Genomic DNA, 13,200 nt, shown 5'->3' on the forward strand with positions numbered 1-13,200 from the left:
TTGAGCTACGGGAGGCTTCCCCCAGCGGATGCATCCGATCCAAGGTATGACCGCGTATGGCTGACGTGGAAAGTGGCTCCGACATGATCTGGATTTTGAGCCTCGCCGTGCTTGTCTCCATGACCGTCGTGATGCTCTGCGCCTGGGGGTATGGCCTAGCGCGGAAGAACGGCGGCTGGACCGACGTCTTCTGGACCTTCGGCACAGGCGTAGCGCTCGCGGGCGCCTCTCTGTTCCCGCTGGAGCCCGGCGCCGCGCCACAACAACGCCAGTGGCTGGTGGCCGCGCTGGTCGCATTCTGGGCGCTTCGCCTCGGCGGCTATCTGGCGCCGCGGGTGGCCCGCCACGAAGACCCGCGCTACGCCCAGTTCCGCAAGGACTGGGGCGCGGCCTATGCGCGCAATATGCTGTTCGTGACCCTGCCGCAGGCGCCGGCTGCGGCGCTACTCGGCCTGTCGGTGCTGATCGCGGCGCGCACGCCCGGCGCGGCGCTCGCCTTCCGCGATGTGCTGGGCGTCGCGATCCTCTTGCTCGCCATCGGCGGCGAGGGACTGGCCGACGCCCAGATGAAGCTCTTCAAGGCCGATCCAGCGAACCACGGCAAGGTCGCCGAGGTCGGCCTTTGGGGCTGGTCGCGGCACCCCAACTACTTCTTCGAATGGCTGGGCTGGCTGGCCTATCCGGTGATCGGCTTCGATCCCACCCGGCCGGTTGCCTGGCTCAGCTTCACGGCGCCCATCGTGATGTTCCTGCTGCTCACCCGCGTCAGCGGCATCCCGCCCTTGGAAGCCGCCCAGCTGCAGTCCAAGGGCGACGCCTACCGCGCCTACCAGGCCCGCGTCAGCGCCTTCTTCCCGCTCCCGCCGAAATCCGCCTAGGGGACCCCAGTATGAGTTTCGTCGCCACCGCCCTCCAAGCGTTCGAGGGCGCCCCGCTTCCCGACGCGATGCGCAGGGCCGCCATCGAGTTCCTGGTGTCCGGCGCCCGCAAGCAGGCGGCCGCGGCGGGCCCCGACGCCGACGCCGCCTTCGCCCGCCAGATGGCCGAGCGCCCGATCGCCGAGCACACCGACGCGGCCAACGAGCAGCACTACGAGGTCCCCGCGGCCTTCTTCCTCAGCTGTCTGGGCCCGCGGCTGAAGTACTCGTCCTGCCTCTACGAGCCCGGCGACACCCTGGCCCAGGCCGAGGACCGCGCGCTGACCGAGACCTGCGCCCACGCCGACCTGTGCGACGGCCAGACCATCCTCGAGCTCGGCTGCGGCTGGGGCTCGCTGTCGCTGTGGATGGCTGAGGCCTATCCGAACGCGCGCATCACGTCGGTCTCCAATTCCGCAAGCCAGCGCGCCTTCATCCTGGCGCGGGCCCAGGAGCGCGGACTCGGCAACCTGGAGGTCATCACCTGCGACATGAACGACTTCCAGGCGCCCGACAGGTACGACCGCGTCGTAAGCATCGAGATGTTCGAGCACATGGCCAACTGGCGCGCCCTGCTGGGCCGGGTGAAGACCTGGCTGAAGCCGGACGGGCGACTGTTCATCCACATCTTCACCCATCGCACCGGCCCCTATCGGTTCGATGTCGAGGACGAGGCCGACTGGATCGCCCAGCACTTCTTCGCCGGCGGCGTCATGCCCAGCCACAACCTGATGCGCCAGTTCCCCGACCTCTTCGCGGTGGAACAGGACTGGCGCTGGAGCGGGGCCCACTATGAGAAGACGGCGCTCGACTGGCTCGCCAACTACGACCGCAACATCGCGACCATCCGCCCGGTGCTGACGGCGGTCTATGGCGACAAGGCCGGGCTCTGGCATCGCCGCTGGCGGCTGTTCTTCCTGGCCACCGCCGGCCTCTTCGGTCACCGTGGCGGCGGGGAATGGGGCGTCAGCCATTACCGGCTAAGGCCAAGCTAGTTTCAATTTCGGGCGTCATCCCCGGGCTTGTCCCGGGGATCCATAGACGCGGTCGGCCCAGGCCAATCACGAACGCTGGCGCGTATGGATGGCCGGTACAAGACCGGCCATGACGAGCTTGGGGGATGAAATGCTCAAATACCTGGTCACCTATCTGGGAACCGGCGTCGCCATCGCCGCCCTCGACGCGGTCTACCTGACGGTGGCCGGCCAGCGCGTCTATCGCCCGACGCTCGACTACGCCTTGGCCGACAAGCCCGCTCTGCCCGCGGCCATCGTCTTCTACCTGGTGTACGTCCTGGGCGTAGTGGTCCTGGCGATCCTGCCGAACAAGGACGCCGGCCTTGGCAAGATCGCGCTGACCGGCGCCCTGCTGGGCGCCTTCGCCTACGCCACCTACGACCTGACCAACCAGGCGACGCTGAAGGTCTGGGCCACCCGCATCACCCTGATCGACATCTGCTGGGGCACGTTGCTGACGTGCGTCGGCGCCAGCGCCGGCTATTTCGCCTGGCGCTGGGCCTCCAAGACCTTCAGCTAGCCGGATCGGCAGCTGACAGGAAGGTGTCAGCAGGCCAGCTCTAGGGATCCGCCTCGTTCTGAAACGAGGCTCGACATGTTCCGAAGCAACCGCCCCGCCGCCAGGCTACTCGCCGCGGCCCTCCTCGCGCCGATCCCGGCGACCGCCCAGCCGGCCCGGGTCCCGCCGCCCGCGGTGCGCGACGGCGCCCACGACTTCGACTTCCTGATCGGCGACTGGAAGGCCCACGTGCAGCGCCTCCCAGAGCGGCTGGCCGGCTCCACCGCGTGGGTCGAGTACGACGGCCGCTCGAACCACCACAAGATGTTCGGCACAAACGCCAACCTCGAGGACTTCGAGGTCGACGATGCCAAGGACCATCTGCACATCAAGGCCCAGACGCTTCGGATCTACAATCCGACGTCCCAGCAGTGGAGCATCTACGGCGTCGATATGGACGCGGGCACCTTGGACCTGCCACCGCAGATCGGCGCGTTCGAGGGCGGCGTGGGACGCTTCTACGCCTACGGGGACTGGAAAGGCCGCTCGGTCCTGATCCGCTACGAGTGGTCCCACGCCGGCCAGACCGAGGCTCACATGGAGCAGGCCTTTTCCGCCGACGCCGGCAAGACCTGGGAGGTCAACTGGATCTGCGAGCTGACCCGCTAGGGCCTCGCGACGCCCGTGGGCGGCGAAGCCCAATTGTCGCCTGCTTCCTCCCGTGATTTGGTGGCGTCGAGGTCCCCGGGTCGACAAGGGACGCGGATTATTTCGTCCCGTCCTCCGTAAGGCCTCCAAAAGCATTCAGCGCGCCGCTTCATGTGAAGGCGCCGGGAGGATTTGATGGAAGACGTGAAGGACCGCCAAGGCCTGGTCGGGGCGAGCCTCGACGACCGTTTGAACGAGGCGGCCGCCCAGGGGATGACGATCGCCGTCTGGGCCGATCTGAAGCCGAATGCGGTTTTCATCCACGATCCCGACGGCAAGACCCACACCTGGGGCAAGGTCAACGCCCAGGCCAACCGCATCGTGCGCCTGCTGCGCGCCAAGGGTCTCGCGGCCGGCGACGCTGTGGCGCTGGTCTGCTCCAACCGCGCAGAGTTCGTCGAGGTCCTGGCCGCGACGCAAAGGGCCGGCTGGCGGATCACCCCGGTGAACTGGCACCTCAACGCCGACGAGATCGCCTACATCATCAAGGATTGCGAGGCGAAGGCGGTGTTCTGCGAGCAGCGGGTGGCCGCGTCCGAGGCCGCCGTCGCCCAGTGCCCCGGCGTCAGGGCCAAGATCGCCATCGGCGGACCGATCCCGGGCTTCGAACCCTACGACCAGCCGCTCGCCGGTCTCGACGGAGGCGATATCGCCGATCCCCTGCTCGGCAACGCCATGATGTACACCTCCGGCACCACGGGCCGGCCGAAGGGCGTCTTCCGCGCCCAGCCGATCGTCCCGGTGCAGGCGCTCTACACCATGCGCGGCTACGACCACACGAGCTCGGTGCAGCTCTGCGCCGGTCCCGCCTATCACGCCGCGCCACTGGCCTTCGACGTGCGCGGCGCCATGGGCGCGGGCTGCGAACTGGTGTTCCTCGACAAGTGGGATTCGGTGCAGGTGCTGGCCACCATCACCGGCAAGCGGGTGACCCACATGCACCTGGTGCCGATCATGTTCCAGCGCCTGCTGTCGGTGCCGCAGGAGGTCAAGGACGAGCACGACATCAGCCACGTGAAGTACATCGTCCACGGCGCTGCGCCCTGCCCGCCGGAAGTGAAGGCGGCGATGATCGAGTGGTTCGGACCCGTGCTCAACGAGTACTATGCCGGCTCCGAGGGCGGCGCGGGCTTCGTGATCTCGTCGGAGGAGTGGCTGAAGAAGCCCGGCAGCGTCGGCAAGCGCCCGGCGCTGCTCGGCTCCAAGATCCTCGACGAGCAGGGCAATGAATGCCCGACCGGCGTGCCCGGGACCATCTACCATCAGCTGCCCCCGGGCGGCGGCTTCACCTATTACAAGGACGAGGCCAAGACCAACGCCAACCGGGTCGACGACTACTTCACCATGGGCGACGTCGGCTACTTCGACGAGGACGGCTATCTGTTCCTCACCGGCCGCAACGCCGAGACGATCATCTCCGGCGGGGTGAACATCTATCCCCAGGAGATCGACAATGAGCTGATCAAGCACCCCGCGGTGGCCGACAGCTCCACCGTCGGCGTTCCGCACGACGAGTGGGGCGAGCAGGTCAAGGCGGTGATCCTGCTGAAGGACGGCTATGCGCCCTCCGACGAGCTGGCCCAGGAGATCCTGGCCTTCGCGCGCATGAACCTGCCGGCCTTCAAGGTCCCGCGCAGCATCGACTTCGTCACCGAGCTTCCCCGCTCCGAAGCCGGCAAGATCCAGCGCAACAAGGTCCGCGCCCCCTACTGGGAAGGCAGGGCGCGGCAGATCTGACGAGATCATCCCTCCCCGTTCCGGGGAGGGTGGCGACCCCGGACTTGATCCGCGGGAGACGGGTGGGGAAGCGAGGTTCAAGCGCTGACTCCGCATCCAGGGCTTTCCACATCCACACGCACCGGGAACCAATGCGGGATGCGACGACCTCCAGCTTGTGTAACTACAAAATCATAATTATATGGAATCTGTAACCAGCGTCCGATTTGAATGGGACGAGGCTAAAAACCTTTCAAATCAGCGCAAGCATGACGGTGTGAGCTTCGAGGAAGCCCGGCAGGTATTTCAGGATCCGCTGCATCTCTCGGTTCAGGATCGCATCGAGGGCGGCGAGCAGCGGTGGCAAACCGTTGGGGCGGTCGAGGGCTTCGTGATCCTCGTGGTGGCGCACACGGTCACCGAGGAAGACGCCGAAGGCGGAGCGGTGGACGTCATCCGCATCATTTCAGCGCGACGGGCCACGCCGCGAGAGAGGCGACGCTATGAAAACGAAGCTGGATAACCACAACGCGGAAACGCCGCCGGCGCTGACCGATGCGCAGCGCGAGCACCTGGCCACGCTGGCGGCGTTGCATGACGAGACTATCGACACCCGCGACATCCCCGAGTTGTCAGACGAGGCGTGGAGCGCTGGCGTCCGGGGCCGCTTCTACCGGCCCGTAAAGCAGCAGATCACGGCTCGCGTGGACGCCGACGTGCTGGATTGGCTCAAATCGCAGGGGAAGGGATACCAGGGCCGCCTGAACGCCATTCTGCGGCGGGAAATGCTGGCTTCGCTAAAGCAGGCACGCCGGGCATAGCGAACCAACCGCGAGCGCGCCTCACACATTCATAGACCGAGTGAAAACTCGCGCAATCCGACCGATGGTCAACGCGAGTACCAGTATGCAAGAGCCGAGACACGCAAACAGGAAGTCAAAGCCCAGGTAGTCATCCTCCCGCGCCGAGGCGGGGTCATCCGGCAGGTAGCGGACCTTTTCCAGATCTCCGATTTTGTAGATCCCCGATCCCCGGAGCGAGGTCAGGGTGTAGGCGCGGCCGCCGACCTCGTATTGCACGACCCCCATGTCATTCTTGGCCCCGATCTCGCCGGTGTGTCCGACAATCCTCCCGGTCGCGATCATCCCGTGTGATCTGAAGCTGGTATCTTGGGCTAAACCAGTAAGGCCCGCCGCGCCCGCTCCAACGCCCCAGACCACCGCGAACACACGGAAAAGATTCAGACGCCAACCTGCGCGAGGTCGATCTAAACGCTTTTCGTGGGTAGGTCTGATGAGAGCGACGCTCTTGCCTTCAAGTGCATCTCGAAAACCTTGCTGATCGCGCAACCAAAGCTCGAAGCGCTGTTCCTTGAGCCCCGCAATCGTCAGTAGGAGCCGCTTCCCGAACAGCCCATCGAGGGAGGTAACCCTGATGTCGGAAATAGGGATGGTTGTCTCCAGCCCATAGGTTTCGGGCAAGAACATCAGGTTGAATGGAAACACGGGAACGATCGTCAGCGCGCCGTCAGCCACATAGACCAGGAGGCAGTTTCTGGCGCCGCCGATGCGCGTCAGCACATTCTTTAGCGAGCGTCCCGAGCGCCAAGCTTCAGCAAAGACTGCGTTATCGGGAGCGCGGGGGAACAGGGGCTTGCCCGATTTTCGGCGATAAAGGATCGAGCCGGCGATCCATGCGCCGACCCAGCCAATCGGGGCGGCGATAGCAAGAAATTCTAATCCCACTAAGCGCTCCGATCCCCGTGCAGCAGGTCCGCAGCCTTACCCGTATCGTTCCGCGCCCTGATGGCGAAGGTTGTATGGGACGCCCCTAGGGTCAAGTTTGGAAGCCCGTTCACCGACTCGCCAAGTCACGCCAGCCTCGCCCCTTGCGGCGTGGAGAGTTACGCCGGTTCGTCGCGCTATGGTTTCGGCTCCTTTGGCGAATGGCAGGGACCAGGAGCGACGAAAGCCCGGCTTGGCGGCCAGGCCTGTCTCGTCTCTTGAAGGATCGCGAAACACCGCGACACCAAGCGTGTTTTGGCGCTGGCGCCCGATGCATGGCATAGGCGCCCCGCACCTTCGCGAGAGGCCTTAGCCATGATCCCGTTCATCGACCTGCAGGCGCAGCGCAAGCGCCTCGGCCAGCCCCTGGAGGACGCCATCCTCAAGGTGGTGCGCTCGGGGGCCTACATCATGGGGCCGGAGATCGGCGAGTTCGAACGCCAGCTGGCCGCCTTCGGCCAGGCGCCCCATGCGCTATCCTGCGGCTCAGGCACCGAGGCCCTGGTCCTGCCGCTGATGGCCTGGGGGATCGGCCCAGGCGACGCGGTCTTCTGCCCCTCCTTCACCTTCGCCGCCACGGCCGAGGCCATGCCGCTGGTCGGCGCCTCGCCGGTGTTCGTGGACATCGATCCGGAGACCTACAATCTTGACCCGGAAAGCCTGCAGGCCGCCATCGAGGCGGTGAAGCGCGAGGGCAAGCTCACCCCCCGCGCGGTGATCGCCGTCGACCTGTTCGGCGGCCCGGCGGACTATCCGGCGATCGCCCGGGTCTGCGCCAAGCACGGCCTGAAGCTGATCAGCGACTCGGCCCAGGGCTTCGGCTGCACGCTGGACGGCAAGCATCCCATCCACTGGGCCGACGTCACCACCACCTCCTTCTTCCCGGCCAAGCCGCTGGGCTGCTACGGCGACGGCGGCGCGGTGCTCTGCAAGGACGAGAAGTTCCACGACCTGCTGGTGTCCTTGCGCGTCCACGGCCAGGCGGTGAAATCGGACATCGAGGGCAAGACCTTCGAGCACGACCCGAAATACCTGAACGTCCGTATCGGGATGAATTCCCGGATGGACACCATCCAGGCCGCCGTCCTGCTGGAGAAGCTGAAGATCTTCAAGGACGAGATCGTCGCCCGCAACCGCGTCGCGGACCGCTATGCCACGGGCCTCTCGGACCTGGTGAAGACGCCCACGGTGCAGGACGGCGGCATCAGCGTCTGGGCGCAGTACACGATCGAAATTCCCAATGATGTGAAGGGCGGCCGCGACGACCTTGGCCCGCAGCTGCGCGAGCAGGGCGTGCCGACCGCTGTCTACTATCCGATCCCGATCCACAAGCAGGGCGTCTATTCGGTCTACCCGACCGCGCCGGGCGGCCTGCCGGTCACCGAGGCCAAGGCCGGCCAAGTCATCAGCCTGCCGATGCACCCTTACCTCACCGAAGACGACCAGGACCAGATCATCGCGGCGATCCGGGCGTTCGTGAAAAAGAACGGCTAGCCGCCGGCGCCGGTCGCGCGTCTGTCACAGGCTACAGTCAAGGTTGCGCCCTCCCTGGCTCTCCCCGGACACCGCCTCACGCCTCCATGCGCACGATCGCCGTCATTGCGCGCAAGGGCGGATCGGGGAAGAGCACGGTGGCTCTGCATGTGGCCCTGGCCGCCCACCTGCGTGGCCGTAAGGTCCTGCTGGCGGACACCGACGCCCAGCGGACCGCCACCTATATCCTGAAGGGCCGCCGTGGCGCCGGGCCGGAGCTGGTCGAAACCTCCGGCGCCAAGCTTTTCACCCTGCAGCTCGGCGCGGTGAAGACCGGCGCCGACCTCATGGTGATCGACACCCCAGCGGTCGTCGAGGAGGAGATCAGCTACGCCATCGTCGCGGCCGACCTTTGCCTGCTGGTCATCCGCCCGACCTTCGTCGACCTCGCCGCGGCGATCCAGACGGCGTCGATCGTGCGGCGCCTGCGCAAGCCCGCGCTGGTGGTGATCAACCAGGCGCCCCCGGCGCGCACCGGGGTCGAGACCCCGTCGGTGAAGCGCGCCCTGGAGGCCTTGCTGCTGCTGCGCCTGCCGGTGATCCCGAGCATCCTTCGGGCGCGGCTGACCTATCAGTCGGCGCTCGAACTGGGCCGATCGGTTGAGGAACTCGATCCGCCAACGGAAGCGGCGCGCGAAATGGCCGAACTCTGGACCTTCGTGGAAGGCTTCCTGTTCGGCCGCCAGAACGCCGAGCGGGCCGGCTGACGGCTAGCTCCAGTAGGCGCTGACGTCCTTCGCATAGGCCAGGCCCTGGGCCAGTCCCGCCCTGGCCGCCCCGGGGCGTTTGCGGAAATCCATCAGGTTGACGCCGAACGCTTCGACGCTGCCCTCGTCGGGGGTGATGGTCAGCACCGTCGCGCCGCCGTCCTTCAGGGTCTCGATCTCCTGATCGAACTGGGCGGTCATCCGCTCGCCGACGACCCCGCCGCCGGCCCCCAGGCGCAGCGCGATCACCACCACCAGCTCGTGGCCGATGGCCATGTCGGCGTTGGTGGCCGAGCGCATGCCGCCGTCGATGTAGCGCCGCCCGTTCAGCGTCACCGGCGGATAGACCCCCGGCACGCTGCAGCTCGAGGCCACCGCGCGCACCACGCCCACGCCGGACTCCTTGGTCCACATCTTGAAGGCGCCGGTCTGCGCATCCACCGCCGCGCAGGCGAAGCCCCGCTCCGGCCACGCGTCGACCGGTAGGGTTGAGAACGAACGGCCGAAGCTCCCGATGAAGGCGTCTTCGCTGGGCGTCTCAGCCGCCAGGGCCCAGGCGCCGATCTCGGCGCGGACCTCGGCGGGATTGCGCGCCCCGCTGTGGACCTCGCCCATCAGCTGCATCAGCCGCGTCAGGTCGGCCGGCGCCGCGCGCTCGGAGCTGCGCTGGCTCTCGCTCCGATCCTGGTTGGGGGAAATCTGGTCGGCGATGATCGGGTCGGCCAGCGTCGCCGGGTCCGACCCCAGCGCCAGCCTGGCCCCCACGAACGACCCCGCCGAGGTGCCCATGGTGAAGTCGGCCGTCCCCAGGTTCACGCCACCCTGCGCGAGGCCCGCGATCAGCCCGCTTTCCCAGGCGATCCCCACGGGCCCACCGCCGCCCAACACCAGCGCCCGCGTCATGGTCCAATCCTTCCCCTGCTTCGATCTTGCGCGCCCAGGTTGGCCGTGGAATGGGTTGAGTCAAACAGATGTTTCATAGGGAAACGCCATCATGAAGGCTGCAGTCTATTACGAGAACGGCGGCCCGGACGTCTTCCGCTACGAGGATGTCCCGGATCCGGAATGCCACCGCAAGGGCATCGTCATCCGCGTCGAGGCGGTCTCGATCGAGGGCGGCGACACGCTCAACCGCTTCCGCGGCGCGCTTGCCACCAAGCCGCATATCGTGGGCTACCAGGCCGCCGGCGAGGTGGTCGCGGTCGGCGAAGAGGTCGACAATATCAAGGTCGGCGACAAGGCGGTCACCACCGGGGCCTTCGGCAGCCACGCCGAGCTGCGCGCCGTGGCCGCCCGCACCGCCTGGGTGATCCCGCCCGGCATGGATGTCCGCCTGGCCGCCGCCATTCCCGTGCCCTTCGGCACCGCCCACGACTGCCTCTTCGAATTCGGCCGCATGAAGAAGGGCGAGATCGTCCTGGTGCAGGCCGGCGCCTCCGGCGTCGGCGTCGCGGCGATCCAGCTGGCAGCGCGGGCTGGGGCGGCCATGGTCCTGGCCACCGCCTCTTCCGACGAGCGCCTGGAGAAGCTCAAGGCCTATGGCCTCACCCACGGCATCAACTACCAGCGCGACGATGTCGTGACCGAGGTCGCGCGCCTGACCGATAAGCACATGGCCGACGTGATCGTCGACCCGGTGGGCGGTCCGACCCTGCAGTCCTCGATCCTGAGCCTCGCCTACCGCGGCCGGGTCTCCATGGTCGGCCAGGCCGGGCGTGAACCGATGAAGGTCGATGTTGGGACCATGATGGGCGGCAACCGCTCGCTCTCGGGCGTCTTCCTGGGCGCCGAGATCGCCACCGACCGGGTGCACGACAACATCCAGCAGCTCATCCAGGACGTGGCCGACGGGTCCCTGAAAGTGCTGATCGACCGCGTTTTCCCGCTGAAGGACGCCCACGAGGCCCACCGCTACATCGAAAGCCGCCTGGCGGTCGGGAGAGTGCTGCTAGTTCCGTAATTTCATCCGTCATCCCGGACGGCCGAAGAGCCGATCCGGGACCCAGGGGCGGCCGCACAGCCTGAAGTCCTGGGTCCCGGCTCTCCGCTTCGCTGCGGCCGGGATGACGGCCATTTTTGGAGAGACCTGCCCATGCCCCGCGCCCGCAACGGCCCGATCGAGATCGAATGGCAGAGCTTCGGCGACGATCGGCCGGACGCGATCCTGCTGGTCAACGGCCTGGGCTCGCAGATGACCCGCTGGCCGGAAGCCTTCTGCGAGAAGCTGGCCGCCAAGGGCTATCGTGCCATCCGCCTCGACAACCGCGACACCGGCCTCTCCACGTGGCCGGGCGAGGCTTACACGCTGAAGGACATGGCCAATGACGCCGTGGCCGTCCTCGACGCCGCGGGCGTGAAGCAGGCCCATATCGCCGGCGTCTCCATGGGCGGGATGATCGTCCAACGGATCGCGCTGGATCACCCCGGGCGGGTGCTCTCGATGACGTCAATCATGTCCACCACCGGCGCCGCCGACGCCTTCAAGTCGACGCCGGAAGCCGCCGCGGTGCTGAACGCGCCGCCACCGGACCCCAAGGCCGATTTCCAGGCCTATCTGGCCGACCGCATGGCCAACACGCGCACCATCGGCAGCCCAAAATATCCGTTTACGGACGAAGAGAACCGCGCCCGCGTCATCGCCGAATACACGCGCGCCTTCAATCCGCCCGGCGTCGCCCGCCAGATGGCCGCCGTGCGCGCCGACGGCGACCGCACCGCGGCGCTGAGGGGCCTGAAGCTGCCGGTCGTGGTGCTGCACGGCGCCGACGATCCTCTGCTGATGCCCATCGGCGGCGAAGCCACCGCCGCGGCCATTCCCGGCGCGGAATTGCGGATCATTCCCGGCATGGGCCACGACCTGCCGCCCGGCCTCTACGACACCTTCGTCGACGCCATCGTCACAGCGGCCAGCCGCGCCAAAGCCACGGTCTAGAGATCAAAGGAAATTCCATGGGACGTCTCCAGGGCCGCACGGCGGTCATCACCGGCGCCGGCAGCGGTATCGGCCGCGCCGCCAGCCTGCTGTTCGCCGTCGAGGGCGCGCGCCTGGTCTGCGTCGACCGCGCCGAGAGCGTGACTGAGACGGCCGCCATGGTCGGCCAAGCCGGCGGCAAGGCCATCGCCATGCAGGGCGACGCCGGCGACGAGGCCTTCGTGAAGTCCTACATCGACCGCGCTCAGGCCGAGTTCGGCACGCTGGACGTGGTTTGGGCCAACGCCGGCATCTCCGGCGGCTGGACGCCGCTGCACGAACAGACCGCCGACTACTGGTCCGAGATCCTGCGGGTGAACCTGATCGGCGCCTTCCTGGCCGTGAAGCACGCCTCGGTCCCGATGATCGCGGCCGGCAAGGGTTCGATCATCTGCACGGCCTCTGTGGCCGGCATCCGCTCCGGCGCCGGCGGCCCGGCTTATTCGGCGTCGAAGGCCGGCGTGATCAGCCTGGCCCAGACCTCGGCCAACGAGTTCTACGGGACCGGCGTGCGGGTCAACGCCGTCGCGCCCGGCCTGATCGAGACCGGCATGACCAAGCCGATCTTCGACGGCGCCCGGGCCCGCGGCAACGAGGACAAGATCGGCCAGCTCAACCCGCTGACCCGCTATGGCATGCCGGACGAGATCGCCCACGCCGGCCTGTTCCTGGCCAGCGACGACTCCTCCTACGTCAACGGCCAGACCATCGCCGTCGACGGCGGGCTCTCGACCTCGCATCCCGTGGTGCGCCGCAAGCGATGATCTATCTGGTTCGGCACGGCCAGACCGAGTTCAACCGCGAGCGCCGCATCCAGGGCCACGTCGATAGTCCGCTCACCGAGCTTGGCGTCCGCCAGGCCAAGGCGGTGGGCCGCCTGCTGGCCGACCTGATCCGCGAGCCGCGGGGCTGGCGCATCGTCTCCAGCCCGCTCGGCCGCGCCCACGCCACGGCCGAGATCGTCTCGCAGAAGCTGGGCGGCCTCCCGGTGGAGCTTGACGACCGGCTGAAGGAGATGAGTTGGGGCGCTCATGACGGACGCCTGCGCGCCGAACTGGAGGCCGAGCACCCGGAGACCTTCGGCAAGACCGGCTGGGCCTTCGACGCCGCCACCGGCGAGAGCTACGAGGACGTCGCCGCCCGGGTCAGCGCCTGGCTGGCCGAGCTGCCGCCGGAACCGGAGCGCAGGATCATCGCGGTCAGCCACGGCATCTCAGGCCGGGTCTTGCGCGGCCTCTACGCCAACCTGCCGCGCGATCAGGCCGGCCAGCAGGACGTGCCGCAGGACGCGGTCTTCCTGCTGCAGCATGGCGGCGTCGGCCGTATCGACTGCGAGCCGATGGAGTAGC

General features: G+C 67.5%; 15 protein-coding genes and 1 pseudogene. 13 read left to right on the forward strand and 3 right to left on the reverse strand.

Features of this window, described 5'->3' with window-relative positions; all coding sequences use genetic code 11:
• The first annotated feature begins 83 nt into the window (after positions 1-83).
• The 7 genes from VHS75_RS18475 to VHS75_RS18505 all read left to right on the forward strand — a co-directional run bounded on the left by VHS75_RS18475 (position 84) and on the right by VHS75_RS18505 (position 5,677).
• Complete coding sequence (locus VHS75_RS18475; protein ID WP_329640083.1) at positions 84-878, forward strand: DUF1295 domain-containing protein; 795 nt, start codon at positions 84-86, stop codon at positions 876-878.
• 11 nt (positions 879-889) lie between these two features.
• Positions 890-1,912, forward strand: a complete 1,023-nt coding sequence (locus VHS75_RS18480) for a cyclopropane-fatty-acyl-phospholipid synthase family protein (protein ID WP_329640084.1) — start codon at positions 890-892, stop codon at positions 1,910-1,912.
• Positions 1,913-2,042: 130 nt separating this feature from the next.
• The gene (locus VHS75_RS18485; RefSeq protein WP_329640085.1) at positions 2,043-2,453 is read left to right on the forward strand and encodes a DUF2177 family protein; all 411 of its coding nucleotides are present in this window, start codon (positions 2,043-2,045) and stop codon (positions 2,451-2,453) included.
• Positions 2,454-2,528: 75 nt separating this feature from the next.
• Positions 2,529-3,101, forward strand: a complete 573-nt coding sequence (locus tag VHS75_RS18490; RefSeq protein WP_329640086.1) for a hypothetical protein — start codon at positions 2,529-2,531, stop codon at positions 3,099-3,101.
• A gap of 174 nt (positions 3,102-3,275) precedes the next feature.
• Entirely contained in the window at positions 3,276-4,877 is a 1,602-nt protein-coding gene (locus VHS75_RS18495; protein WP_329640087.1) for an AMP-binding protein, read from the forward strand.
• Positions 4,878-5,058: 181 nt separating this feature from the next.
• The gene (locus tag VHS75_RS18500; RefSeq protein WP_329640088.1) at positions 5,059-5,379 is read left to right on the forward strand and encodes a BrnT family toxin; all 321 of its coding nucleotides are present in this window, start codon (positions 5,059-5,061) and stop codon (positions 5,377-5,379) included.
• On the forward strand, positions 5,360-5,677 hold the full coding sequence (locus VHS75_RS18505) for a BrnA antitoxin family protein (protein WP_329640089.1): 318 nt from the start codon (positions 5,360-5,362) through the stop codon (positions 5,675-5,677). The genes VHS75_RS18500 and VHS75_RS18505 overlap by 20 nt, the downstream gene beginning before the upstream one ends.
• Before the next feature lie 21 nt (positions 5,678-5,698).
• Here the strand turns inward: VHS75_RS18505 and VHS75_RS18510 are convergent, their stop codons facing one another.
• Entirely contained in the window at positions 5,699-6,601 is a 903-nt protein-coding gene (locus VHS75_RS18510) for a DUF3592 domain-containing protein (protein WP_329640090.1), read from the reverse strand.
• A gap of 354 nt (positions 6,602-6,955) precedes the next feature.
• Here VHS75_RS18510 and VHS75_RS18515 point away from each other — a divergent pair, with 354 nt between their 5' ends.
• Together VHS75_RS18515 and VHS75_RS18520 are read left to right on the forward strand one after the other, a co-directional pair.
• Complete coding sequence (locus VHS75_RS18515; protein WP_329640091.1) at positions 6,956-8,134, forward strand: DegT/DnrJ/EryC1/StrS aminotransferase family protein; 1,179 nt, start codon at positions 6,956-6,958, stop codon at positions 8,132-8,134.
• A gap of 86 nt (positions 8,135-8,220) precedes the next feature.
• Positions 8,221-8,880, forward strand: coding sequence for a ParA family protein (locus tag VHS75_RS18520; protein ID WP_329640092.1), 660 nt, complete (start codon positions 8,221-8,223; stop codon positions 8,878-8,880).
• 3 nt (positions 8,881-8,883) lie between these two features.
• On the opposite strand, the gene VHS75_RS18525 is transcribed toward VHS75_RS18520, so the two are convergent.
• On the reverse strand, positions 8,884-9,783 hold the full coding sequence (locus tag VHS75_RS18525) for a patatin-like phospholipase family protein (protein ID WP_329640093.1): 900 nt from the start codon (positions 9,781-9,783) through the stop codon (positions 8,884-8,886).
• A 91-nt stretch (positions 9,784-9,874) separates the two neighbouring features.
• Here VHS75_RS18525 and VHS75_RS18530 point away from each other — a divergent pair, with 91 nt between their 5' ends.
• Positions 9,875-10,840, forward strand: coding sequence for a zinc-binding alcohol dehydrogenase family protein (locus tag VHS75_RS18530; RefSeq protein WP_329640094.1), 966 nt, complete (start codon positions 9,875-9,877; stop codon positions 10,838-10,840).
• A gap of 22 nt (positions 10,841-10,862) precedes the next feature.
• Here the strand turns inward: VHS75_RS18530 and VHS75_RS18535 are convergent.
• Positions 10,863-10,958 (reverse strand): annotated as a pseudogene (locus tag VHS75_RS18535) (hypothetical protein); the annotation flags it as partial.
• Positions 10,959-10,972: 14 nt separating this feature from the next.
• On the opposite strand from VHS75_RS18535, the gene VHS75_RS18540 reads away from it, so the two are divergent.
• Genes VHS75_RS18540 through VHS75_RS18550 form a run of 3 tightly spaced genes read left to right on the forward strand, consistent with a single transcriptional unit; the run spans position 10,973 to position 13,199 of the window.
• Positions 10,973-11,812 (forward strand): alpha/beta hydrolase, encoded by an 840-nt coding sequence (locus tag VHS75_RS18540; protein WP_329640095.1) that lies wholly within the window; start codon positions 10,973-10,975, stop codon positions 11,810-11,812.
• Between the two features lie 17 nt (positions 11,813-11,829).
• Positions 11,830-12,615, forward strand: coding sequence for an SDR family NAD(P)-dependent oxidoreductase (locus tag VHS75_RS18545; RefSeq protein WP_329640096.1), 786 nt, complete (start codon positions 11,830-11,832; stop codon positions 12,613-12,615).
• Complete coding sequence (locus tag VHS75_RS18550) at positions 12,612-13,199, forward strand: histidine phosphatase family protein (protein ID WP_329640097.1); 588 nt, start codon at positions 12,612-12,614, stop codon at positions 13,197-13,199. The genes VHS75_RS18545 and VHS75_RS18550 overlap by 4 nt, the downstream gene beginning before the upstream one ends.
• Position 13,200: the final 1 nt, after the last annotated feature.

This window comes from Phenylobacterium sp. (assembly GCF_036264965.1).
Taxonomy (GTDB): Bacteria; Pseudomonadota; Alphaproteobacteria; order Caulobacterales; family Caulobacteraceae; genus Phenylobacterium.